Consider the following 26,061-nt stretch of genomic DNA (forward strand, 5'->3'; position numbering starts at 1 on the left):
AAATACCCTTTAAAAATTAACAATTTACCAACATTAAAGTTAACATAAGTTACTTTTAATAAAAGCAACTTACTTTACATGTGATGTTCTCCATGATCTTCAGCCTTAATTTCACCAGACTGATTCATTTCCATGGTATGATCGTATTGGCAACATCCAGGTAAATTTTTGTAAGCTTCTTCGCTTCCTGCAACCTTTTCGGTATCGTACCCCGAAGCAGCAATCGCTTTATGAATATTCATAGCATCGGTTTTTGAACCATCAAAAGCGACATCAATTTTCTTTTTATCAACATCCCAGTGGGCTTTAGTCACACCATCAACAGCGTTTGCAGCCTTTTCAATGGTGTTTTTACACATGCCGCAATTACCACGAACACCAAAAGACAGCTCTTTTAAAGCTACTTCGCTAGTTCCTTCTGTTTGTGTTGTTTCCGCTTCTTTTTTGGTTTCGTTCTTACAACTTACAAATCCTAATACGGCAATAACCGCTACACTTAAAATTACTTTTTTCATCTCTTAATACATTTATTGATTTTTAATTTATTTGATTATTCTATTATTTGTTTTACTTCTCCACAGGTTAACATGGCATCTCCAAAATATGGATTCAACACTTTTTCTTCTTTACTTAACCAAAACGCTCCTTGGTTATTATTAGCCATTGGACAATACTCTAAAAATACTTTTTCATTAACCCCAAACGATTGTATTGCCCCTATTAATGCATCCGACAGCCCTTTAAAATACTGTCTTTGTTCTTCAATTTTAGAATACTTTGAAATTGATGCTGAATTACTTTCTATCTTCTTTAATTGAGACATCCATCGCATATGTGCTTCATTCTCTTTCAACAATTTCATATCGATTTTCGACAGGCTTTTTTCCAAACTTTGAGATGCCTCTGAAGCCTCTTCTGAATTCCCTTTAACCAATGCATCTTTTAAAATTATATACTGATTATACACAGATTTTAATTGCTCCTGAAAATCCTTAGAAACCGTTAATCTATCCGTTTTTATTTCATCAGACTCCATAGTCTCGACCTTAGCATGATTCATCATCGATTTTTTGCCTTGTAATTGCGCAGCTGCATCTACAGTAAACGTTCCGCTAGTGACAATTTCATCGCCAGCATTTAAACCTTCTAAAACCTGATAAGCATCTCCCTGTCTTCCTCCTAAAGTCACTTCATGCATTTCAAACACGGGCTCTGTTTTACTGGATTTTAGATAAACAACCGAACGTTCTCCTGTCCACAAAACGGCTGTTGACGGAATAATATGCTGTGCATCACTTTGAGGTTTATCACTTTTAATCTGTGCTTCCACAAACATACCTGGCTTAAAATCTCCTTTAGTATTTTTAAGCACCACACGTAAATTAACCGTTCTGGTATTGTGGTTTAATACTGGATCTATAAAATCCACTTTACCTTTGAAAACTTTACCTGGATATGACTTTGCTGTAACCTCGATAGGCTGTCCTTTTTTAAACAGCGCTATCTGATTTTCATACACATCGAAATTAGCCCAAACAGTTCCTAAATTGGCTATTTTTAAAAGTGGCTGACCTTGTTTGATATAATCGCCTTCATTAATTAATTTTTCGGTAACCACACCAGATACTGTGGCATACACAGGAAGATTTTCCTTTACCTTTCCAGTTGTTTCTATATTATTGATTTGACTATCGGAAAGTTTCCAAAGCTTCAATTTATTCCTCACGGCCTGATACAACTCCGGCTGAGATGCCTTTAATGACACCGCGGTTATCAACTCTTGTTGTGCTGCATACAATTCTGGAGAATAAACGGTAGCCAACAGTTGTCCTTTTCGAACATCTTCGCCAGTAAAACTCACATTCAAGTGCTCTATTCGACCCGACACATAACTCACCTGAACAGCATTTGCACTTTCATTTTCTGCTATTTTACCTGATAACGTTATTCCGTGATTCTCTGACTCATTATTCCCCACCACAGTCGTTTGAATATTAGCCAAAGCCATGGCGTTTTCTGTTAGTTTAAACTGATCGGCCGTTAAACCTGTTGCACCTGCTTCAGCTGGGATTAAATCCATGCCACAAATAGGGCAATCACCAGGCTCAGGTTGCATAATTTGCGGATGCATAGAGCAGGTCCACATTTGAACTATCGAAGTTTCCGCTTCATGATTATGATCTGTTTCCTGAGACGACACTCCTCCAAACAACAACCAACCTAACAATAGGCCTACACCTAAAACTGCAACGTAAATGATATATTTTTTCATTGTCTATATTTTAACTTTTCTCAATCTTAATGCATTCGTAATAACCGACACCGAACTAAAGCTCATGGCCAAAGCTGCTATCATGGGAGATAATAATATGCCAAAAAACGGAAACAACACCCCGGCAGCTACAGGCACTCCAAGCGTGTTGTAAACCAATGCAAAAAATAAGTTTTGCCTAATGTTTTTCATCACTGCATGGCTTAAATGACGTGCTTTAACGATGCCTTGCAAATCACCTTTCACCAAGGTTATCATGGCACTTTCTATAGCAACATCAGTTCCTGTTCCCATGGCAATACCTACATTACTTTTCGCCAAAGCTGGCGCATCGTTAATACCATCGCCAGCGACAGCCACTATTCTTCCTTCTTCTTGAAGCTTTTCTACTTCTTTTAATTTATCTTCCGGTAACATCCCAGCTTTAAACTCCGCCAGATTTAATTCTGAAGCCACTGCTTGTGCGGTATCGTGATTATCACCTGTTAGCATAATCACATCAACCCCTTTGCGCTGTAATTCCTTTATAGCAGCTTTACTGGTTTCTTTTATTTTATCGCCAATAACTACATAACCAACAACTTTATTCTCTATAGATAAGTAAGACACCGTTTTACCTTGTTTCTGATAGGCTTTCGCTTCGTCTTCCATTTTCGTGCTAATATCAGCTTTAACAAACTCCATCATTTTAGGATTACCCAAGGCAACTTTATTACCTCCAACAACCGCTTCAACACCTTTTCCTGTAACCGAATTAAATTGTTCAGATTTAAGAATTTTGGCCTGATGCGCTTTACCATACTTCACCGTTGCCTCAGCTAATGGATGTTCACTATTCATATTCAAAGAAACAATGTACTGCAAAACCTCCTGTTCAGTCATCTTCTCTCCAAAAACTCCAATTTTATCAACACTAGGTTTTCCTTCTGTTATGGTTCCGGTTTTATCAACAATTAAGGCATCGACTTTACTCATCAACTCTAAAGCCTCCGCATTTTTAATAAGTACACCATGCTGCGCCCCGCGTCCAACACCCACCATAACCGACATAGGTGTTGCTAAACCTAAAGCACAAGGACAGGCAATAATTAACACGGCAATAGCATTAACCAAAGCAAAAACGTAAGCAGGTTCTGGTCCCCAAATAGCCCAAACGACAAATGTGACTACTGAAATTACAACCACAATAGGCACAAAATAAGCAGATACTTTATCGGCTAAATTCTGAATAGGCGCACGACTGCGACTCGCATCATTCACCATATGAATAATTTGCGATAACAAGGTATCGCTTCCTACTTTTTCAGCTTTCATTAAAAAGGACTGATTGCCGTTGATGGTACCACTACTTACCTTATCGCCTTCCTGCTTGTCTACAGGCACAGGTTCCCCGGTAATCATCGACTCATCAACACTTGAACTCCCTTCTGACACAACTCCGTCTACCGGAATTTTCTCACCAGGTTTTACTTTTAGAATATCATTAATTTCAATACTACCAATACCAACTTCAACTTCTTCGCCATCCACCATTTTAATGGCTTTATTTGGTGCTAATTTCAACAATTCCTTAACCGCTGAATTCGTTTTACTATGCGCGCGCGCTTCCAGCAACTGCCCCAAAAGCACCAGAGTTAAAATAACGGTTGCCGCCTCGAAATACACATGTACTGCTCCTGATCCGGTTTTAAACTGCACCGGAAATACATCTGGAAACGACATAGCAACCACACTAAAAACCCAGGCCACACCGGCACCAATACCAATTAAGGTAAACATATTGAGATTCCATGTTTTGATACTGCGGTAAGCGCGTTCAAAAAACATCCAAGCCGCATAAAATACCACTGGGATAGACAATACAAACTGCACCATATTCCAATATTTTTGCTCCATAATATCATACAACGGATTATGATTCAACATTTCACTCATCGCGATTAAGAATATGGGGAGGGTAAACGCCGTAGCTATCCAAAACTTTTTTAATAACGACTTATATGTTTTCTCTTCTGCCGAAAGTTCCGGTTTTAAAGGCACGAGATCCATACCGCAAATAGGACATGAACCACTTTCGTTTTCTACAATTTCAGGATGCATCGGGCAAGTCCATTGTTCTGATGTTCCTGCCGACAGGTTTTGTTCTTCCACTAAATCCATACCACAAACCGGACAATCCCCAGGTTTATCATAGGTTTTATCGCCCTCACAATGCATCGGGCAATAGTAAGTTCCTGTACCTTTTCCTTTAGGCTTATCTTCTTTTTTAGGTTCTTCATGATGGTGATGTCCTGGCATATGGATGCTGTAACGACCACCTTCATCTTTTAAGGCTTGCTGAAACCTTTCAATAGGAATATGTTTTGCCATCTCTATTTCTGCTTCTGCCTTTGCTAAATCGACCGATACATGGGAAACACCCTCCACTTTAGAAAGCGTGTTTTCAACATGACCACGACAGCCATTACAAGTCATTCCGTGTATATGATATGTATGTTTCATCATTTTCTCATTTTAAAATTTACCATTCAAAATTACCGCAACCCTAAAATTTTGGGTTTTCTAATTATGGTTATTCTTTATACAATTTGGTCTATCGATTTTCGATCCCACTTCTGAAGGGCTTTATAATCCGTCATCGACATGCCAGTCACACTTTTAAATTGCTTCGCCAAATGGCTACTGTTTTTATAATTCAGACTATAAGCGATTTCTGAAAAATTAAGCTGTTGCAACTGAATATACTCCTTAACCTTTTCAATCTTTAAATTTATCAGATACTTCTCAAGCGTGATGCCTTCTTGTTTACTGAACGTTTTACTCAAGGCTGAATAATTCTTCCCAAGCTTTTTAGCAACTTCCGAAAGGATCACATCGGCATCTCCCTTTTCAATGTCTTCTATTAAAGCTATTTTTATCTGCTCTACTATCGCTTCGGTTGATTCTTTAATAAGCTCAAAACCTAATTCATTCAGCTCAATTTCCAAATCGGTATAATTATAATCTTTATTTTCAGCTACCACGACTTTTCCTAATTCAACAGACTGCACCTCAAAACGTAGATCTTTCAACACTTTTAAAACCGTCATTTTACAACGATCGCAAACCATATTCTTTATCATTAATGTATGCGACATAACTACTGAATTAAATAATTTATGATGGTAGACTGCATATAATAGGCTCTTACCGCTTCAATTTGATTCATTTGAAATTTTAACTGCAATTCCTGAATATCCAGAATATCGTTAAAGTTTATGGTTCCTGTTTCGTAACTTTTAATCAAAATACTTTCGGCGTCTTTGGCTTGTTTCAAATTTTTGGTTTGTGTATTAAAACTAATACGCGCCGCAGTTCTGTCTTTTATAGCCTTATCCAATGTAGTTTCTAAAGTATTGTAACGCTCCTGTTTTTGAAATACCAGTTCCTGTTGTTGCAATTCATTCTGTTTGGTTTGTGATTTGTATTTGTTATTAAAAATGGGGATCGACACCGAAACCATAGGCATGATAATGTCTTTTCCGTTATCGGAAAAACTCATATCCGGACGCTTTTCAACATTAATATAATCTAAACCAAAACCTATCATCGGGCTACTTTCCTTTTGATTTAACAACTCCGATTGTTCAACCGAATGAAACAATTTATCGTACTTTATCAACTCAGGGTGTACTTCTAACCGTTCTAAAGCACCATCAAAATCTTCAATTGGTATTTCTAAATCCTGAATCACCTGAATTCCTGTGTTTTTATCTCGATTCAACAACTTGTTCAACTTGGTTTGCTCAGCCAAAAACTGCTGAGATAACACGTCTTTTAACTGCTGTAAATCGTTTTGACGCATTTGCAAACGCAATACACTTACCGCTGATGCTTTGCCAACTTCAACCGAAGTCAGCGCCATCGTTTCGTAGGTTTTCAACAGCTTTATGTTTTCTGTTAACACTTTCTGTTTAGACTGAATGGTGTACAATTCGTAATACGATTGCGATACCGACGCCATAAGTTTACGCTTAGCAATCACATAATCTTCATACTTGGCATCAGCCATCGCCCCCATGTAATGCTCTCTCGCAGTTACATTACCAAACCAAGGCAACATTTGCTTGGCAGATACTTTAAATTTTTGAGCTCCCGTTCGGGTTTCCGGTTCACTAACAAAATACCCTACTCCAAATTCGGTATTCGGAATAACATGCACTTCATTTACCTTTTCGGAAGCAATTTGATACTGCATATCGAATTTCTGAAGCTCCGGACTATTGCTTACTGCTTCGTTTATAAGCTGTTCTAAATCTTGAGCACCAGAATAAAAACTCAAGAATAAAGAACCAAGCCCCAAGAATAACTTAAAATTATTAATATATACTTTCATCTCTCTTTTAGTTTTTAACTTTCAACTCGGCTTTCCAACTATATAACACCGGCACAACAAACAGCGTAATTAAGGCAATTAACATGCCCCCAAAACTTGGGATAGCCATAGGAATCATAATATCACTACCTCTACCGGTTGATGTTAATACTGGTAATAACGCAAGAATAGTGGTTGCTGTCGTCATCAAACACGGTCTGATACGTTTTTCTCCTGCTTCAACTACAGAAGCCCTGATTTCTTTTTTTGTTTCCGGTGTATTCCTATCAAATGTTTGTGTTAAATAGGTTGCCATAACCACACCGTCATCGGTAGCTATTCCAAAAAGGGCAATAAATCCGACCCAAACAGCAACACTTAGATTTATGGGATGCATTTGGAATAAATCGCGCAGGTTTTCACCAAAAAACGACATATTTAAAAACCAGCTTTGTCCGTACAACCAAATCATAATAAATCCACCAGCGAAAGCTACAGCAATACCCGAAAACACCATTAATGATGTCCCTACAGATTTAAACTGAAAATACAGAATTAAGAAAATAATCATTAGTGCAAGTGGCACCACTACCGATAAGGTTTTCTCTGCCCTAAGCTGATTTTCATAACTTCCTGTAAACTGATAACTAATCCCTTTTGGCACCACTAAATCGCCTGAATCAATGTTATCCTGAATGAGTTTCTGAGCATTTTCAACCACATTAACCTCAGCAAAACCATCTAATTTATCGAACAATACATACCCCACTAAAAACGTATCTTCACTTTTAATCACCTGCGGTCCCTGCTCATAACGAATGGTTGCCAATTCACTAAGTGGCACCGGACTTCCTTTTTCAACAGGAATATATACTTGCTCTAAATCGGTTGGATTGGCACGTAATTCTCTTGGGTAACGCACCCGAACACCATAACGCTCACGGCCTTCAACAGTTTGCGTTAACACCATACCACCAACAGCTACTTTCAGCACGTTCTGAACCTGTTCAATACTCACCCCATATCGCGCAATTTTATCACGGTCAATATCGATTAGCAAATACGGTTTACCAACAATTCTATCGGCAAAAACAGCTTCTTGTTTAACACCTTCAGCATGTTTTAATACATTTTCAAGCTCCATTCCAAAGGCCTCAATTTGTTTTAAATCTTGCCCTTTCACTTTTATACCCATTGGTGCACGCATACCCGTTTGCAACATCACTAATCGGGTTTCGATAGGTTGCAATTTAGGCGCAGAAGTCACACCAGGAAGCTTTGTTGCTTTTACAATCTCGTTCCAAATATCGTCCGGAGATTGAATTTCAGGACGCCAGTTACGGAAAAACTCGCCATCATCATCTGGAATGAGTTGTTCTTTTGCATTTACAGATTGCCACACTTCAATATTTTCAGCTCGCAATGACTTCCCGTTTTTTAATATAAATTCACCATCTTCATTTACCTTATAACGTTGGCGAACACCATTAGCATTTAGCATATACTCAGGTTTGTACTGAATAATATTTTCGTACATCGACAATGGCGCAGGATCTAAAGCCGATTCTGTTCTTCCGGCTTTACCAACTACTGTTTCTATTTCAGGAATATTTGCCACTGCCATATCCAGTTGCTGTAACACCCGCTTATTTTCTTCAATTCCGGAATGCGGCATCGATGTAGGCATCAATAAAAACGAACCTTCATTCAAGGATGGCATGAATTCCTTTCCGGTATTTTTCATAATAAAAAACCCAGCTATTACAATGGCTGCCGGAACCGATAAAAACAATACTTTATTATCAAGACACCAACGTAATATTTTAGTGTAATTCATTCTGAAAAGCGTAAAAACACCTAACAAACCGAAACAGATAATCGCTACAAAAATGAGATTCCAAAAAATACTCCTATCTACCCCCAGTGGTCGCCAATATTCCGCTAAAAGAAAGACAATAACTAAAGCTGAAATAATAATATTCAAGCTGTTTTTTGAAAGAACAAACTGTTTATTTAATAGTGAAATACTGTATTCTTCCTTACCTAAATACAAACTCATTACAGCAACAGCAGCAAAACCTACAAGAACAAAACCTAACCAATACCCTTTAACCATTGCTAAAATACCAACAGTAAACAGTATGATATTAACACCATAATTAAGTTTCTTTTTTATATCATGCTTTTTAAAGATGAATGCTGCAAACGGTGGAATTAAAAATAAAGCCACAATAATGGAAGCTGTTAAGGCAAATGTTTTTGTGAATGCTAAAGGACGGAATAACTTCCCTTCGGCACCTATCATCGTAAATACAGGAATAAAACTGATGATGGTTGTCATAACTGCCGTTACAATTGCCCCTGAAACTTCAGAAGTCGCATTATACACCACTGTATTTATTGAAAGTGTTCCATCGTTTTCATCCAAATGACGAATGATATTTTCAGAGAGAATCACACCTACATCAACCATAGTTCCGATGGCAATGGCAATACCAGAAAGTGCCACAATATTTGCATCAACTCCAAAGAATTTCATAGCAATAAAGACCATTAGAACCGCAACGGGTAATAATCCGGAAATTAGTATGGAAGCGCGCAAATTGAAAACCATAACCACAATAACTAAAACAGTGATTAGGATTTCTAAAGTCAGTGCTTCATTTAAGGTACCTAAAGTTTCCTGAATAAGCTCTGATCTATCGTAAAATGGCACAATAGTTACTTGAGATATTCTGCCATCGCTAAGCTCTTTAGTAGGTAACCCCGAACTTAACTCGCTTATTTTCTCTTTTACATTGTTAATAACTTCCATTGGATTCGCACCGTATCGTGCCACGACTACGCCACCAACAACTTCAGCACCTTCTTTATCTAAAATACCACGACGTGCAGCTGGACCCAACGATACTTTAGCAACGTCCTTAATTTTTATAGGCGTAAAATCTTTTGAAGTAACGACCGCATCTTCGATGTCGGCAATAGACTTCACATATCCCAAACCACGCACTAAATATTCAGCTTGGTTAATCTCCAGTGTTTGTGCACCAATATCCCTGTTACTTTCTTTAACGGCTTTTACGATTTGCTGTAATCCAATATTGTATTGACGCATCAATTCCGGATTAACATCCACCTGGTATTCCTGAACATAACCTCCTATTGAAGCCACTTCGGAAACTCCACTTGCCGATGATAAGGCATATTTTACATAATAATCTTGAATACTACGTAACTCTTGTAAATCCCAGCCTCCAGTAACGTTACCATCCTGATCGCGACCTTCAAGCGTATACCAATATATCTGCCCTAAACCTGTTGCATCTGGACCTAAAGCAGGACTTACGTCTTCTGGTAGCAATCCGCTTGGCAAAGCATTTAACTTCTCCAGAATACGACTTCGACTCCAGTAAAACTCCACATCTTCTTCAAAAATGATATAAATACTTGAAAACCCGAACATAGACGAACTACGAATGGTTTTCACTCCAGGAATTCCCAGTAAAGATGTTGTTAACGGATAGGTAATCTGGTCTTCAATATCCTGTGGCGACCGTCCCTCCCATTTAGTAAATACGATTTGTTGATTTTCTCCAATATCAGGAATCGCATCAACGGCAACAGGGTTATTGGGTAAAAATCCGGTATCCCAATTAAGAGGTGCATTTACTGTTCCCCAACCTATAAAAAGAATGAGTAAAAGAACGGCGACCAGTTTATTTTCTATTAAAAACTTAATGCTTTTATTCAGCATGGTTTTGAAATTTTAGTAATTAAAATAGTGTATACAGTAAGAAAGAGCTATTATAAAAAATGCTCAAAACACGTCAAGGTCATAACACATAAAAGTATTACAACCGTTTTACTAAAATCAAATTAAATAGGTCTCGACCAGCTTATAGATTTGCCTGCTAACGAGTGGTGGCTTATAAGCCGCATAAGAATTATCTAACTCCTCTTCACTTTCAAATAAGTTAATAAAGGTGTAAGCAAAAGAGGTTACAAACAATTGTTGGTTAAACGATAATTTTTCAAAATTCTGCTGTAGTTCGTCCTGACCTTCAACAACCAACTGTTTATCATCACAACAATTTTTCTTTGTAACGGCACATGCATCAGTTGAAGGCGTGTCCATTTCCATTCCACAGCCTTTGGCTTTATGGAATACAGCCATTTCAACTAAAGTATCTCCACAATAATGCATATCTACAGTGAACGACATAGTAGTAAGTAACACTACAAATGCCATAGAGATTGCTATTATTTTTAGGGATACACTCTTCATGATTAAAGCAAAGTTACAAAATTTTAATTATGAACGTTTTATTTAACAGAAGTTTAGATTTTGAATTCTCTTAAGTTATCATTTACACCAGAACCCAAAAAGGTTCCTGAAACAGGAACCTTTTTCTTATTCTTCTTCACTTAAACTATGCTTGGCATAATTTAAATTCATGGCTTTATATCGTTCTATTAGATTTGGAAGTCTTAGTTTAAAATCGCTCCAATCACGTTGGTCTTGTGCTGTCCAAACCACTTCACTTAACGCTGTCATTCTAGGTAAAATCATATACTCCACATAATCGGTGGTTTCCATGTATTCTGTCCACACATTAGCCTGAGCACCTAAAATATATTGCTTTTCTTCTTCGGTTAATTCTTCCGGCTCCGGATTATACGAATACACCTTTTCAACATTGGTAAACCCTCCAATAGCCAATGGCTCATTAGCTTTATCTTTAGATTGATAATGATCGAAATAACAATGGGAATTAGGTGCCATAATAACATCGTGATGTTGCTTTGCCGACTCAATGCCTCCTTTTGTTCCACGCCATGACATTACCGTTGCATTTGGAGCCAAACCGCCTTCTAAAATTTCATCCCAACCAATAATTTGCTTGCCTTTGGCATTGACAAATTTTTCGATACGCTGTATGAAATAACTCTGCAACTCATGCTCATCATGTAATCCAAGAGACTTTATTTTACTTTGACAATGCGGACAACGTTTCCAGTTTCCTTTCGGACATTCATCTCCTCCAATGTGGATATATTTAGAAGGAAATAACGGTAACACTTCCGCTAACACATCTTCTAAAAACTTAAACGTATTTTCTTTACCTGCACAATATACATCACCGGTTACACCCCAGGTTTCGTATACTACTTTAGCAGTTCCGTTAGCCTGAAGTTCCTTGCTTTTTTCAGACATTGGGCTTTTTCCTAAATTGGTTGGCTCTTCCGGAAAACAACTCAATTCAGGATATGCAGCAATGGCAGCAGCGCTATGTCCCGGCAATTCAATTTCAGGGATTACCGTAACATGTTTACTTGCTGCATATGCAACAATCTCCTTTATTTCCTCTTGGGTATAGAACCCACCATATACTTTTTGATCGTTTTCTGCACCAGGATGATGACCGACAATAGTACCATTTCTAAAGGCACCGATTTCAGTAAGTTTTGGATATTTTTTAATTTCTATACGCCACCCCTGATCTTCGGTTAAATGCCAGTGAAAGGTATTCATTTTATGCATCGCAATTAAATCGATGTATTGTTTAATGAAACTTACCGGAAAGAAATGACGCCCCACATCAAGATGCATGCCTCTGTATACAAATCTTGGCTCATCTTTTATAATAACCGCTGGAATTGTAAACGAACTTCCTATTTTTGTTGCCTTTTCAATATCGGCAGGCATTAACTGTTTTAAAGTTTGAATGCCATAAAACACTCCAGTACTGGTTTTTCCGGAAATTACAATTTCATTGGTGTTAACCTTTAACTCATAACCTTCGGTATTCTCAATTGCATCATCTAATTTTAACACAATATCACCGCTTACTTCCTTCGAATCTACTTTCAATGTTTTTCCCAAAGCAGCACCTAAAATTCCTGATAAATAATCGGCTTCTTGCGTTAGCTCTTTATCGCAAACAATCTTTGTTTTTTTATCAACTTTAAACGTTCCGTTTAGAATCTCCTGAAATGCAGGTTTGGGTATAATTTGATAATCACTTGTTTCATTAGATGTTTGTCCAAACAAATTAGAATTGAACAAGGTTAAGAAAATAAGCACCAAAGGCACCGAAAATTGAAGTTTCATGTTTAATGTTTTAGTTTGAATGACAAGGTATCTGAATACTTACAACTTTGAAAAAAGTTTAGACGGACGCCTTTATTTTGATATTGAACGACGTATTTTCATAAAAAAAGGCCTCCAATTAACTAAAACTGAAGGCCTTCTAAACAACTAATTACTCTATTCAAGCAAACGTTTTTGTTTGCCATCTTTTATAACACCTTTAACAAGTTCGAATAACTCTTTTTTAAGTGCTCTGTACTCATCTAAAAAGGCGTTTACTTTAATTATAAGTTTGCGATGTTCGTCTCTATAAGCTTCTTCCTGCTCATATTGATCCAACCCATCAACCATAATTTCCAATCCGTTTTCATGACGTTTTACTTCTTCTAACAAAGTGATAATTTCATCATGAATTTTACTTATTTGCTCCGACATTTTTTTTCCGTCTTCAAAATGTTTTGAGTCGATTAACTGTAGGGTGTACGACTTGATTAAATCATTAAAAAACAATTGCTCGTCTTTTGCAAATTCTAATTCAGACATCCACTTAAGAGAACTTTCATGCATGTTTTCGGAGTTTAGCCATACGCGATACCCTTTAACTTCTTGTGTTTTCATCTTTAATATTGTTTTATTTCTCTTATTTAATTTTAATTTAACTCTTTAATTTCCTTAATCTGAAAAGGAATACATTCTAATTGTTTCTTCATCAAATAACTTAGGAATGGTAGCATTCCACCCAAAAATGTTTTTTAGTTTTAATCGTAATGCATCTAATGCTGTTGGTTCGCCATGAATTAAAAACACCTTTTCAGGAACATTCATAATATTGTTCATCCAGTCCAGAAGTTCATACTGATCGGCATGAGCCGACAAACTGTCTATACTTTTCACTGTTGCTTTTACCGGGTAATATTTTCCATAGAATCGGATTTCATGTGCCCCTTCCTTCAATAAACGCCCGCGAGTTCCTTCGGCCTGATAGCCCACTAATAAAATGGTTGTTGAGCGTTGATCGATAAGTTGCTGCAAATACGTTAACACACGACCACCAGTTACCATACCACTACCGGCAATGATTATCTTAGATCGGTTGTCGTCTATAGTTTCCCAAGTTTCTTTGTAAGACTGAATAATATTCACATGATTACACATGGCCTCGTACTCACTATCGGATAATTTATGCCACTTACTGTATTGTTTAAAAACCTTGAGTACATTAGTCCCCATAGGGCTATCGACAAAAATGGGAATATTTGGTATTTTGTTTTGTTTATACAATTTCCATAGTAGAAACACTAACGTTTGTAAACGCTCTACGGCAAAACTTGGAATGATTAAATTACCGTGTTTATGAATCGTTTCATTAATGATTTCTGACAGTTCCTCTTCTACATCATTTTTTGGATGCAACTTATCTCCATACGTACTTTCAACAAATAAATAATCGGCCCATTCCGGCTTTTTAGGAGATTCCAACAGATAATCATTAATCCGGCCCACATCACCCGAAAAGACAAAACGCTTACCGTTAATATTTATTTCTATAAAGGTTGACCCCAGAATATGACCATTAGATTGAAAACGATAAGACATATTATCGGACAGGAAAATCCACTTGTTTGGCATTTCAACCTGAAATTTTCTAATCGTCCGATCAACATCAAGTTTCGTATAAAACGGTAATGCCGGATCGTGTTTGGTATAATCTTCTTTATTCGCCTTTTCGGCATCCTCCTCATGAATTTTAGCACTGTCTAACAATACAATTTCGGCAATAGATAAAGTTGGTGCCGTACCAACAATTGTTCCTTGAAAGCCTTGTTTTAGCAGTCTTGGTAAATAGCCCACATGATCGTAATGTCCGTGGGTAAGCAAAACAACATCTACTTTCCCTACATCAATAGGTAAATCGTTCCAGTTTTGTAACCTTAGCTCCTTTAAGCCTTGAAACATTCCGCAATCCACCAGAATATTTTTTTCAGCTGTTTCAATAAAAAATTTAGAGCCTGTAACGGTTCCTGCTGCTCCTAAAAACGTTATTTTAACAGAATCGTCCATGATTAATGATGACATAACATGTTTATTTCGTTTAATATTTTTTCTTTTCTTTTCTCTGAAATCCCTAAATGATCAAGATAAAATGCATCGCCTACTAATTGCCGGCATAACACCACATCGCGGCTCAATAAAAACTGTTTTTCTCTCTGGGTTAACAAGGTAGATACTGTAATTGGGTATAATCCGAGACGATCAATCCTGTCCTTCAACCCATTATTTACAGGATGATCCCAACTTAATAAATATAGATTAACACATGTTCCATATTTAAGAGCATCTTCAGTAAATCTGGTATTTGTTACCACCCAACCCTCAGTTAAAACTGAAGTGTTTTTTAAATTTTTGTTCCAATGCGCCTTAATATCGTTATAACGGGAATTAATGTAAAGAGGCACTTTCACATTGCACTTAAAAGTCTTTTCGCTATGAAATTTACATTCTATAATCGTGGTTGAATTATTTTTTGTCGCGACAACATCGACTTCATGTGAAATGCAACTCCCTTGCAGTACTTTATCGACTTCGGTTTTATACCCTGAATATGTTAAAACGGCGCTTATAAACCGTTCGAACGGAAACCCTGTTGGCCCAAGTTCGTAAATGGCTCGTTTCAACTTATATTTCGAAGCCAAATAACTCTTCTCTTTTCTGAGTAAGGCAAAGGCTCTATTGTAAATTTCTTTTGTTGAAATATTATCGTACAACTCGTTAATTACGATATCGACAATCTCATCTACCGTGGCTTGTTTTGCACCACTTCGCAGTAAAGATTTTCTTAATTTATCTATTGAAAACTTTACTTTCTCTCCTGAAGACTTTATAACATCAACGGTAGTTTCCATGTTTTCATAGTTGTTTTGAACAACTAAATTTAAAAAACCGATCCCCCTATTGCTATGATATTTATCAGTTTTACATTCCTCTAGAATAGTCGTCTCAGTTTCATTATCTTAGAAACTTATATAAGCACTTAAAAATCAAACTACAAACAAATTACAAAGACATATATGAAGCACCTTAAAACCGTAATTTTATTTCTCCTTTTTATTGCTTTTGACTTCCCAAAAATCCATGGTCAAACTTATGCTAAAAACGGCATGGTAGTTTCGAGTAGTAAAATAGCCTCAAAAGTTGGTGTAGACATCTTAAAACAAGGTGGGAATGCAATCGATGCCTCGGTTGCTACAGCTTTTGCACTTGCCGTTACGCACCCATCAGCGGGAAATATTGGTGGTGGCGGTTTTTTAGTTTATTTAGACACTACCGGATTTTCGACCACTATCGATTTTCGAGAAAAAGCACCTTTAAACGCAAGTCCCGACATGTTCTTAAACGAAGAAGGAACATTACCTAAAGACAAAAATCTATATGGAAAAGAATCAACAATAAATCATATTGGATTAAAATCTGTTGGGGTTCCGGGGACTGTTGCCGGTTTGTATCTTGCCCATAAAAAATACGGAAAACTGCCCTGGAAAACTTTAGTTCAGCCCGCTATTGATTTAGCCGAAAACGGATTTGAACTCCCCTATTCCATAGCTCAGTTTGCAATTTTTACCAATGAAAATTCTGATATTGAGTTTCTAAAGGATTACTTCAAAAATAAAAAAGGAGAACTCGTAAAATTTGGAGAAGTATGGCAACAACCCGCCTTAGCTAACACTTTAAAACTGATTAGAGATAAAGGCAAAGACGGTTTTTACAAAGGTGAAGTCGCCCAAGAAATAGAGCTCTTCATGAAAAAGAACGGTGGTATTATCACCAAGAAAGATTTGAAAACATATGAAGCCATAGAACGTAAGCCTATTGAAGGCACATATAAAGGTTACGACATTTACTCCATGCCGCCACCGAGTTCAGGAGGTGTTGCTCTTGTTGAAATGATGAATATGATGGAACAGGCTAATCTAGATTCTATAGCCTTTAACTCCACAAAATACGTCCATCTTTTAGCGGAAGTAATGCGCAGAACCTTTGCTGACCGTGCAGAACACTTGGGTGATCCTGACTTTAATCTAAATATGCCCTTAGATAAATTAACATCTAAGGCCTTTGCTAAAAATCGTTTTGAACACATTGATATGACCCAGGCATCTCCAAGCAATCCCACAACTTTTGGGCAGATTTACGACGGCCAAAACACTACCCACTTTTCGGTAGTAGATAAAGACGGAAATGCAGTTGCCCTAACCTACACCCTTGAGCATTCTTATGGATCTGGGATGGGTTCAAAAAAACTTGGTTTTATATTCAACAATGAAATGGGAGATTTTAATCCGAAACCCAATGTTACAAACGAAGAAGGTTTAATAGGCACTAATCCAAACATCATCCAACCTGAAAAGCGTATGTTGTCTAGTATGACGCCAACAATTATCGCTAAAGATGGCAAACCTTATTTAGTTATTGGAAGTCCTGGCGGAAAAACAATTATTAACACTGTTTTTCAAACCGTTTTAAATGTGTTGGCCTATAACATGCCCATTGATAAAGCCATTGAGTCTATGAAAATACACCACCAATGGTTACCCGACAGAATTGTTTACGAACAAGACAAATTATCTCCAGATACCAAAAAAAATCTTGAACTCATGGGGCATCAACTTATGCCAGTCTATAGACTAGGGGAATTAATGGGCATTCAAATAGATTCTGAAAATCATATTTTAATAGGCACTTCAGATTCATGGAGTGCAGAAGGCGCGGCTATTGGCTACTAAATTTCATAAAAAAAGAGCAACGTGTGTTACTCTTTTTGTTTTCTAATCAAAATAATTTTAATTATTTATTTCCTTCGTTTATCAATTCTGTAAGTGCTGAAACTGGAATGGTAGCTTTAAGTACCATCTGGGTTTTTGTTTCATCATCGGAATGCTGAAGTGTCTTTGTATAAGACACGGTTCCAATAACATTCCCAAACTGATCGATGATTGCCGAACCACTAGATCCCGCCGCATAATCAGCTGAAATTGCCATAATATTTCTATACCCTCCAAAGGTAATTTCACTAAACTTATCCGTCACCATACCTGATGAAAACGCATAGAAATAGCCTTTCGGATGACTAACGATATATACAGGGTCTCCAATTTCTGCATCTTTAGTAGCCACTGGCAATGCTGGAAGTTCTGTACCATTGGTATCAACTTTTATAATAGCTAAATCGTTTTTTTGATCTGCTAGCAACACCTCTGTTACCGGAAAAATAGTACCATCTTTAAGCATAACCACCATAACATCTCTTGCTTCTTTGTTGTACTTTGTTACATAGCCATTAAGCACATGATAATTGGTTACTATAATACCTTCTGAGCCTATAATATATCCAGAAGCCGGGTAAGTATGTACTTTATCGCACACGTTTCCTTTTGCATTAACTTCACCACATCGGCCCGCTGGTGACACGATAACAATAGATTCTGAAACACGATTATATAACTCACCTGGCGTCAGGCTTTTTTTCTTTGGTGATTTTAGATCTATCGCAACCGGACCATATCCTTTCTTTTTAACAGAAGGACTAAGAGCATCGGCTGAAATCACATTTCCTGAATCGATAAGCTTCCCTGCCTTAAGTGCTAATGGCACTTTATACTGACGGATGTTACTTTTATAATTCTGAGCTTGAACTGTTGATGTTACTACTAATAAAAGTAAAAATATTTTTAAAAAGTATTTCATAATATAAATTGAATAATCTACCTGAATTAGACAGGGAGCAGTATTTGAAATTTAGTGGCGCAAGTTACATTTTTACAAAAAAAGCTTTCTTAGAACTATGTTAAAACTAGCTTATATAAATACTAAAAAAAGCGCAGTAAAAACTGCGCTCTTCAATAAAAAACTAACTCTAAAAAATTGAGTTAAACAAAATATCTAGTTAGTAAGTGACATTACTCTCTCCGGATAATCGGTAATAATACCATCTACTTTTAATTGAATTTGTTGTTTGATATCTTCCATATTATTAACTGTCCAGGGGATTAATTTGACATTCATATTTCTTAAAGAATCAACCGATTGTTTATTGGTTATTAATTTAAAATTCGGACTGTAAATATTAGGTTTAAAATTAAGATGCTTCAAATTATTTTTAATACTGCCTTTTGAAACCAAATAGGCGATTTCTACATCAGGACACTTTTTGTGCAACACATTAAGTATTATTGGGTCGAACGACTGAATATTCACTCGATTTTCCATCCTATTTTCTGCAATAACCTGCGTCACTAAATCTACAAATTCGGCTGGCTGTGGTTGATATATCCCGTAAACAGCCTCGGCAGATTTAATTTCGATATTATACTTTACCTGGGTTAAATTTTCGCTCTTTATTTCAGATTCAATCACCTTAAAAACCTCACTTAACAAGGGCTTATAGGTCTTTATTTTTTGTTGATTCGGGAATTTAGGATTTCCTCTCGATCCTCCGTCAAATGCTTTAATACTATCATAGGTCATTTCATATAAATTAAAGCTTTTCTCTTCCTCCTTAATTACAGGCTCTCCAGAAGGTTTAGACATATATAACGCAGACATAAAAGGTTCGTGGGACACCACCACTTTTTGATCTTTAGAAACAACAACATCTAATTCAAGAACATCCACACCTTTCTGAAGTGCTCCTAAAAAGGCTTCAATAGAATTTTCAGGTAAGTTGCCGCGTTCGCCTCGGTGCCCCTGAACTTCAATTTTATGAATCTTTTCAGCGACTACTTTATCTTCTTTAGATCTACAAGAGATGATTGAAATAAGAGCACAAAGTGTTAATAATTTAGTAATTTTCATAGAGCTATAATTTAAAAAACTTGCCGTTTTAGTTCGACAAGCTTTTTTGTTACTATTTGGCTAAATCGGTTTTAGTAGTATTTGAAAGTTCTTCAATTCTATAACTACTGGTTTGATAATATTCGTTACCAAACATATCGGTAGCTTTAACTTCAATAGTATGTTCTCCTGCTTTTAATTTTGTTGGAATTTTACCTCTCCACAAGTGATTACTTATAATAGGATTTGAACCACGTTTTCCAGCTAACAATACTTCTGAAGTATCCCACTCGTAAACCAATGCAGCATACGACGGATCGTAATCTTCAACATGAGTCATCGCTTTCCACTCGCCTTTATCAATTCTGTATAAAACCTCGTCCTGAGCATTCCCCATAAAGAAATTAGCATAAATTCCAGACTTTGTACGTTTTCCTTTAGCAACAACCTTAGGCGCAAAAACTTCAATTTGATACTCTCTAGGTTTTCCTGCTACCTTATACTCTATATTATAAGTATTGTCTTTAAAATGAATAAACGCATACCCCTTAGGTGTCCCATCTCGCATGGTTGAAACAGGGACCCCAACTTCATTAAGTTTACCGGAATACCAATCTCCTGATGTTGTTCCTACGTTATATTCATGATGTGGTTTTTCTCTTAACCAACCTTCTTTTTCACCAAAGAAATCCTGTTTTTGAATATGAGTATGTGCCGAAAGCGATAAAGTATTCGGGTAGTCTTTTAGTAAACTGAACAATCGATCTCTATCGTAATCTCTGAACGTATCGTTATCTGGTTCACTTAACGGAATGTGAAATGCCAAAACAATTAGGTGATCTTTAGGAACAAATTTTAAATCGTTTTCAACAAACCTTATTTGATCTTCACGAAAACCTCCCCAATACTTGCCAAGCGCACGAGGGTCTGGGTATAAAATATCGTCCAGAACAATGAAGTGCACTTTACCGTAATTGAAAGCATAATTAGCCGGACCAAAATGTGCTTCGTAAGTTTCATCACTTAACTTATCGGTGGTTGCATCAAAATTCATATCGTGATTTCCCAATACATTATACCATGGAACTCCAACAGCTTTTACGGCTTCAATATAGGGATTGAATAAATCTAAATCGTTACCTACCAAATCTCCAAGACTAATGCCGAAAGGTATATTTTTAACGCCCTCAACCTCTTCTATAATACCTTTTTTGAAATATTCAATTTCCTCTAAAGTATAGGGTTGCGGATCACCAAAAACCAATGCCGTGAAATCGGTATTCTCTTCAGTTTTAATTAAACCAAAGTCCACAGACTTTGGTAATTTACCTGTTGGGCTAACCCCTTTAAATTTTAATTCCGGAGATCCCTTTGGTTTGTGATTATAGAAAAACACAGGTAAGTTGTTTTCATCTACTGCAAGATTATATCCTGAAGGCTTTACGACTGAAATAATGTTATCATCTCCAAGAGGTAGTTCATATTTACCATTATTATCGGTAAGCACAACCTGCTCGCCATTAGTGACAGCAACATGACTAATACCTTTTTCGGTTTTATCTTTTTTATTGTTTTTATTCTGGTCGTTAAAAACATATCCTGTAACCTTATCCTGAGCCGAAGCGTTTAGGCTTACTGCACTAAAAACAGCTAAGGCCATTATTTTATTCAATTTTAAATATTTCATTTTTTTACTTTGTGTTTTTAATAGAAAGATTATCTCATATCTACAGTTAATGCCTTAGGGCGCTCCATTGTTTCGGTATACACGTTACCAAATCTATCAGTTACTTTTATTTCTAAAGTCGAATCTGGTGCCGATGCAGTTACCTTAAAAAGATGTGGAGTTTTGCCCGTCACAAACGAACTGGTTGGTGTAGCTCCGGCATTTAGACGAAAAGCTTCATATGAAATAATATGTAATGGATCTTTTTCTTTTACACGAGAAACAGGTAACAATTGATTGTTTTCGGTGACTTCAATTGTCCATTGAGAATCGTACTTCCAGACATTAATTAAAACCTCATTATTCGAACTCGGACTTGAGTATTCCCCGGCATAATCTGCCAAAAGGGCATCGGTTGAATTTGGTGCATATTTAGCTGCTGTTATATGAATACTATTTACATCATACGTACGGAACTGGTAATCTTCTTCGTAACCAATACCTTTATAAACCCATTTAATATCTTTCCCATTCATTTTCCAGATACCATAACCTCCCGGACTCCCATCTTTGCAGACATGATTATTTGCATATCCGTTTTTACCTGTCCACCACCAAGTTGCACAAATGGCTGCGGTGTTATGATCTATAATATTTGGTTGTTCTGTAACGGTTGAATTAATATGCGTATGCCCCGACAACACATGAACTTCTGAAAAATCGCTTAGTATATTTATCAAGGTGCTTCCGTTAGCCAAATCAATTTTATTAACATCATTCCCCTGACTATCTAAGGTTGGTAATTTATACAACGGCGTATGCATTGCCAAAACGATTGGCGTATTTTTATCAGTAATGGTTGCCAAGTCTTTTTTAAGCCATTCTAACTGGTCGTTTGTTAACCGTTCGTTGTAATTACGACTTCCCATAGATGTTTCAGTAGCACCAGAATTAATATATTCAATACTATCTAAAACCACATAATGTACTTTTCCTAAGTTAAAAGAATAATAAGTTGGTCCTATAATTTCTTTATACCTGGCTTCGGCATCCCAATCGCTTGTCTTAAAGGGATCGTTATCGTGATTTCCTATTAAATTAAATACCGGCGCATTAATTTTGTTCATATAAGGAACGTAGTCGTTTAATCCAAAATTGTTACTCTCCCAATAGTATTCCCAGGTTAAATCTCCTAAAGTTAAAGCATAAACCTTTGTGCCAGTTGCTGTATATTTTTCAACAGTTTCATTAATATCTGGCAACACTTTAGTTGTAAATTGCTCTAAATCGTTATTTCTGTTAGCTAAATGCCAGTCTGCTAACGATAGTACCACATGGTTTTCGTTATTAACTTCTAAAAGTGAAAAGTCTTTTTGTTCTACACTCTCCGTACTGTTGCTAACACGTTTAAAAAACTGAGGTGCACTTCCTACATTACTTACTTCGTAATTTCCAGGTACCGATATAAAGACAAACCCGGTGGTTTTAAGAGAAGACAAATAATAACGGCCTTCAGCATCAGTGGTAGTAACTTCATACCCATCGGAAACTGTTACATTAGAAATGCCTTTACCGTTACAATACACTACTCCTTTAATGTTTTTACCTTCAACATCCGGAATGTTTGTATTAGCTACAACATTAATTAATATATTTCCAAGGAGTAAACTATTACTATCGCGTAAAATATTAATTTTATAACTACCCGACACAAATTCTGACGGGATATTAAAAGTGAATGTGCTTTCTGTTACTTTGGTTACTATTCCTGAAAAACTTGTTAGAGTTGTTGAAGATACAAACTCGATTGTATCTTCAACATTAAACCCTTTTCCTGTTAAAGTCGTTTCTGATCCTTTTACTACATCAAGCGTTGCAGGAATACTAACTCCTGAAATATTAAAACTATTATTGTCGTCAACAACTATTTCGTCATCACCACTACAACTCAGTAAACTAAAGCCTAAACCGCTAACACCTAATGTCGTTAACCCACTAAGTTTTATAAATTTTCTTCTAGATTGACTCATTAAACACTACTCTATTATTTCAACTTTAATATCATCCAAGAAGATTCGGTTTTTACCTTTACCAACACCATCAAGATTATAATCACCACCAAGTAATTTTAGTTGCGTTTCCGCTGTTGCTCCTGTTATGGTAAATGAGTAAATAGCAGACGGAGCCTTCCATATTTCGGTACAATTTGGGTCGGCTTCGTAATCTGGCCAGTTATCGATTATAAGCGATTCTACACTTGGCGTTCCTGGCCCAACTACACTAATATTTAAAATATTATCGTCTTGTGTTCCTCCTTTTGTTTGGTATGGCGCTGCTTTAAACGTGACTTTTACAGTAGTCTCTCCATCTAAAACTTCAAATTTTGGCGAAATTAAATCGCCTCCGTATTTGGTTTTTCCTAAACTTACAAAACCAGTTCGGGCATACACCAAGCGTTGGTTGTTTGAAAAGGTATTTGGGGTACTCGACCAGCCTCTATCCATTTCTTCATTTGTCCAAGAATCCATTCTTACCGCTCCTGTAGAACTTGTAATATAAAGTACATTATCTCCGTAAGCCAACCATTCAAAATCTTCCTGGATAACAATACTACCATCTAATTGTGTAATAGTAATGGTTTTAGTAAGTGCCGGATGCTCTGCCGAACTAACCGTTAATGTTGCTGTACGTTCTGCTCTTCTGTTTTTTAAAGCTGAAAGTTTTATCGCCGATTCTGTTACCTCAACTTCTGAAATCCAATCGCCATCAACAATATTATAAGCCCAATCGACATTAGCACTTAAATTGATTTGAAATTCCCCTCCAGCAGAAGGAACAGAAACACCAGCCTCTGAGTTTTCAACAATAATAAAAGGCACATTAGCTTCTTGTTCTATACGAAACAGTGCAGGCTGCTCTTTTCCGTTAACCACAAAAGCGAAATTCACAACACGGTCATCAAATGTATTATTTTCATTTACGATAAATTTGAAAATACCATCGTCTTCTCCTTCAGAAGGAAACGCTTTAACCCAATCGGTAGCTTCTTGTGAAACAATTTTCCAAGGTTGATTAGAACGTACTACATAACTCTGGGTAAGCCCATTAATATCAACCGAAAGCCCAGTAGGATTTTCTTCGATTGTAAAATATGGTTCTTCTGTAATTTCATCATCATTATCACAGGATACGGACACAAATAATACAGCTAATAAAGCAAACAGCTTTAATGCCTTGTTTGAGAATACTATGTTTAAATTTTTCATTGGTTTTAGTTTTTTAGATTCCACTTTCAATGGCTTGTTTACTCCACCAAACTGGTGTTTTCATGTTATTTTCACCGCCCATTCGAGTTAGAGCTTCTTGAGCATTGGCGTTATTTGTAGCCATTGTAGTATTTGGATATGCAAAACGTGTAGGTAAAATATAATCGTTGAATACCGTTCCGCGACCAATGGTTAATTCAGGATAACCTGTGCGACGGTACTCATGATATGCTTCCATACCAACCCAAAATAAAGCCAGATATTTTTGGTTTGCGATTAACTCTTCTTTGTTTGCTGCCAAATCCCACGAACCTAAATCTGATGCTAAAAATTCGGTAATATGTTCTTCTGTAATGTCTACTGGTGTCTCACTATATTGGCCCAGATCCGCCCATTTTTCAATAGATGCCGTTACAGCTTTTTCGTAATATTGTTTCGCAGCAGATTCGCCTCCTGAAACATAGCCCTTGAGAGCAGCTTCAGCTAAAATAAACTGTACTTCGGCGTAATCCATAAAACTCCCTGGCATCTCAGCTCTACAAAACACAGCCGCATTTAGCCAAGAAGTTCCCTGATCGGCTTCACTTTGCTCTGCTTCGGTACATCCGGCAATGGTGCCTTTCCATGCGTTTACGCCGTTAACCATATAATTTGGATTTTTCTTCCCATAAATCGCTAAACGCGGATCTTCATAAGTTTGATTACCAAAGTTGTCTGTTAAAACAGTCATTTTAATAACCTGTTCTGTTAACTTTCTTCCTGAACTCGTAAAGGAATTTTCGTTAGTATTAGTAAATTGACTACGATATGGATCTGCTCCAGAAAACTGTACCGAAGCATTATCTTCGTTAGATGCGAATGTTGGGTATTTCGAAAGGTTATTAACAATCTCTTTCATTTTTACACCAACATTCATTTCTGTGCGTCCACTTACACGACATAACAAACGTAAATACAAAGCATTATTAAATTTTCGCCATTGCTCCATACTTCCACCATACATGCCATCCATAGTAGGCTTTATAAATACCGGATTACTGGCATATAAGTTATTCGCAGTTTCCAGTTCTTTAAACATTTGTTCGTAAACCTCTTTTTGCGAATCGAATTTAGGCTCGGTAGTTCCTCCATCACGTGCTTGAAAAGCTTCAGAATAAGGTATATCGCCAAACATATCTGTTAGGTTAGACATATATAGCACCTTTAATGTTAGGGCTATAGCTTGCAACGATTGATCATCCTGTTCCACACTTAAATCATACATATGGAGTATGTTATTGGTATAGCGCGTATACAAGTTCCATACACTCTGCCAGTTTTGATCTCCAATAAAATAACGATGTTCCTGACGTGTTCCTCCACCTGTAAATGCAGTAAACTGAATTAATTCATTATTCCAATACCATGTATAATTTTGCCAGGCATTAGCACCATTGTATAAAATAGGTTCGAACATGGCACTGGCTTTTACATCGCCTACAGTAGTGCGATTAGGGTTTGTGTTTATATCTTCAAAATCGGAAGTACAGGCCGTTAGTATCCCAACTAAACCGATTGCTAAAATTTTTCTTAATGTATTCATAA

The 26,061-nt window shown here is 36.8% G+C and carries 18 protein-coding genes; 1 reads left to right on the forward strand and 17 read right to left on the reverse strand.

Annotated features, from left to right (window positions below; translation table 11 throughout):
* Positions 1-74: 74 nt before the first annotated feature.
* The 11 genes from ICJ85_RS12890 to ICJ85_RS12940 form a co-directional block, all read right to left on the reverse strand.
* On the reverse strand, positions 75-515 hold the full coding sequence (locus ICJ85_RS12890; protein WP_188224212.1) for a heavy-metal-associated domain-containing protein: 441 nt from the start codon (positions 513-515) through the stop codon (positions 75-77).
* Positions 516-550: 35 nt separating this feature from the next.
* Positions 551-2,272 carry an efflux RND transporter periplasmic adaptor subunit gene (locus tag ICJ85_RS12895; RefSeq protein WP_188224213.1) on the reverse strand — a complete coding sequence of 574 codons (1,722 nt, stop codon included), beginning with the start codon at positions 2,270-2,272 and terminating at the stop codon, positions 551-553.
* A 3-nt stretch (positions 2,273-2,275) separates the two neighbouring features.
* Positions 2,276-4,774 (reverse strand): heavy metal translocating P-type ATPase, encoded by a 2,499-nt coding sequence (locus ICJ85_RS12900; RefSeq protein ID WP_188224260.1) that lies wholly within the window; start codon positions 4,772-4,774, stop codon positions 2,276-2,278.
* Positions 4,775-4,851: 77 nt separating this feature from the next.
* Complete coding sequence (locus ICJ85_RS12905) at positions 4,852-5,409, reverse strand: helix-turn-helix domain-containing protein (protein ID WP_188224214.1); 558 nt, start codon at positions 5,407-5,409, stop codon at positions 4,852-4,854.
* A 2-nt stretch (positions 5,410-5,411) separates the two neighbouring features.
* Positions 5,412-6,647, reverse strand: a complete 1,236-nt coding sequence (locus ICJ85_RS12910; RefSeq protein ID WP_188224215.1) for a TolC family protein — start codon at positions 6,645-6,647, stop codon at positions 5,412-5,414.
* A gap of 7 nt (positions 6,648-6,654) precedes the next feature.
* Positions 6,655-10,380 (reverse strand): efflux RND transporter permease subunit, encoded by a 3,726-nt coding sequence (locus ICJ85_RS12915; RefSeq protein ID WP_188224216.1) that lies wholly within the window; start codon positions 10,378-10,380, stop codon positions 6,655-6,657.
* A gap of 117 nt (positions 10,381-10,497) precedes the next feature.
* The gene (locus tag ICJ85_RS12920) at positions 10,498-10,911 is read right to left on the reverse strand and encodes an HYC_CC_PP family protein (RefSeq protein WP_449369424.1); all 414 of its coding nucleotides are present in this window, start codon (positions 10,909-10,911) and stop codon (positions 10,498-10,500) included.
* A 126-nt stretch (positions 10,912-11,037) separates the two neighbouring features.
* Positions 11,038-12,738, reverse strand: a complete 1,701-nt coding sequence (locus tag ICJ85_RS12925) for a beta-N-acetylhexosaminidase (RefSeq protein WP_188224218.1) — start codon at positions 12,736-12,738, stop codon at positions 11,038-11,040.
* Positions 12,739-12,894: 156 nt separating this feature from the next.
* A complete protein-coding gene (locus tag ICJ85_RS12930; RefSeq protein WP_188224219.1) occupies positions 12,895-13,335 on the reverse strand; it encodes a hypothetical protein in 441 nt (146 codons plus the stop codon).
* Between the two features lie 54 nt (positions 13,336-13,389).
* Entirely contained in the window at positions 13,390-14,778 is a 1,389-nt protein-coding gene (locus tag ICJ85_RS12935; RefSeq protein ID WP_188224261.1) for an MBL fold metallo-hydrolase RNA specificity domain-containing protein, read from the reverse strand.
* Positions 14,779-14,780: 2 nt separating this feature from the next.
* Positions 14,781-15,620, reverse strand: a complete 840-nt coding sequence (locus ICJ85_RS12940; RefSeq protein ID WP_188224220.1) for an ATP cone domain-containing protein — start codon at positions 15,618-15,620, stop codon at positions 14,781-14,783.
* Positions 15,621-15,785: 165 nt separating this feature from the next.
* On the opposite strand from ICJ85_RS12940, the gene ggt reads away from it, so the two are divergent.
* Positions 15,786-17,498: a gamma-glutamyltransferase gene (gene ggt, locus ICJ85_RS12945; RefSeq protein ID WP_188224221.1), complete on the forward strand. Its 1,713-nt coding sequence runs from the start codon at positions 15,786-15,788 to the stop codon at positions 17,496-17,498.
* Between the two features lie 61 nt (positions 17,499-17,559).
* On the opposite strand, the gene ICJ85_RS12950 is transcribed toward ggt, so the two are convergent.
* From ICJ85_RS12950 to ICJ85_RS12975, 6 genes are all read right to left on the reverse strand, one after another.
* Positions 17,560-18,459 carry a S1 family peptidase gene (locus ICJ85_RS12950; protein WP_188224222.1) on the reverse strand — a complete coding sequence of 300 codons (900 nt, stop codon included), beginning with the start codon at positions 18,457-18,459 and terminating at the stop codon, positions 17,560-17,562.
* Positions 18,460-18,654: 195 nt separating this feature from the next.
* Positions 18,655-19,566, reverse strand: coding sequence for a glycerophosphodiester phosphodiesterase family protein (locus tag ICJ85_RS12955; RefSeq protein ID WP_188224223.1), 912 nt, complete (start codon positions 19,564-19,566; stop codon positions 18,655-18,657).
* A 52-nt stretch (positions 19,567-19,618) separates the two neighbouring features.
* The gene (locus ICJ85_RS12960) at positions 19,619-21,232 is read right to left on the reverse strand and encodes a calcineurin-like phosphoesterase C-terminal domain-containing protein (RefSeq protein ID WP_188224224.1); all 1,614 of its coding nucleotides are present in this window, start codon (positions 21,230-21,232) and stop codon (positions 19,619-19,621) included.
* A gap of 29 nt (positions 21,233-21,261) precedes the next feature.
* Positions 21,262-23,241, reverse strand: a complete 1,980-nt coding sequence (locus tag ICJ85_RS12965) for a calcineurin-like phosphoesterase C-terminal domain-containing protein (protein ID WP_188224225.1) — start codon at positions 23,239-23,241, stop codon at positions 21,262-21,264.
* Between the two features lie 6 nt (positions 23,242-23,247).
* Positions 23,248-24,477 (reverse strand): BACON domain-containing protein, encoded by a 1,230-nt coding sequence (locus ICJ85_RS12970; protein WP_188224226.1) that lies wholly within the window; start codon positions 24,475-24,477, stop codon positions 23,248-23,250.
* Positions 24,478-24,490: 13 nt separating this feature from the next.
* The gene (locus tag ICJ85_RS12975; protein WP_188224227.1) at positions 24,491-26,059 is read right to left on the reverse strand and encodes a SusD/RagB family nutrient-binding outer membrane lipoprotein; all 1,569 of its coding nucleotides are present in this window, start codon (positions 26,057-26,059) and stop codon (positions 24,491-24,493) included.
* Between the last annotated feature and the right edge of the window lie 2 nt (positions 26,060-26,061).

The sequence above is a fragment of the Aestuariibaculum marinum genome (genome assembly GCF_014596975.1).
Classification (GTDB): domain Bacteria; phylum Bacteroidota; class Bacteroidia; order Flavobacteriales; family Flavobacteriaceae; genus Aestuariibaculum; species Aestuariibaculum marinum.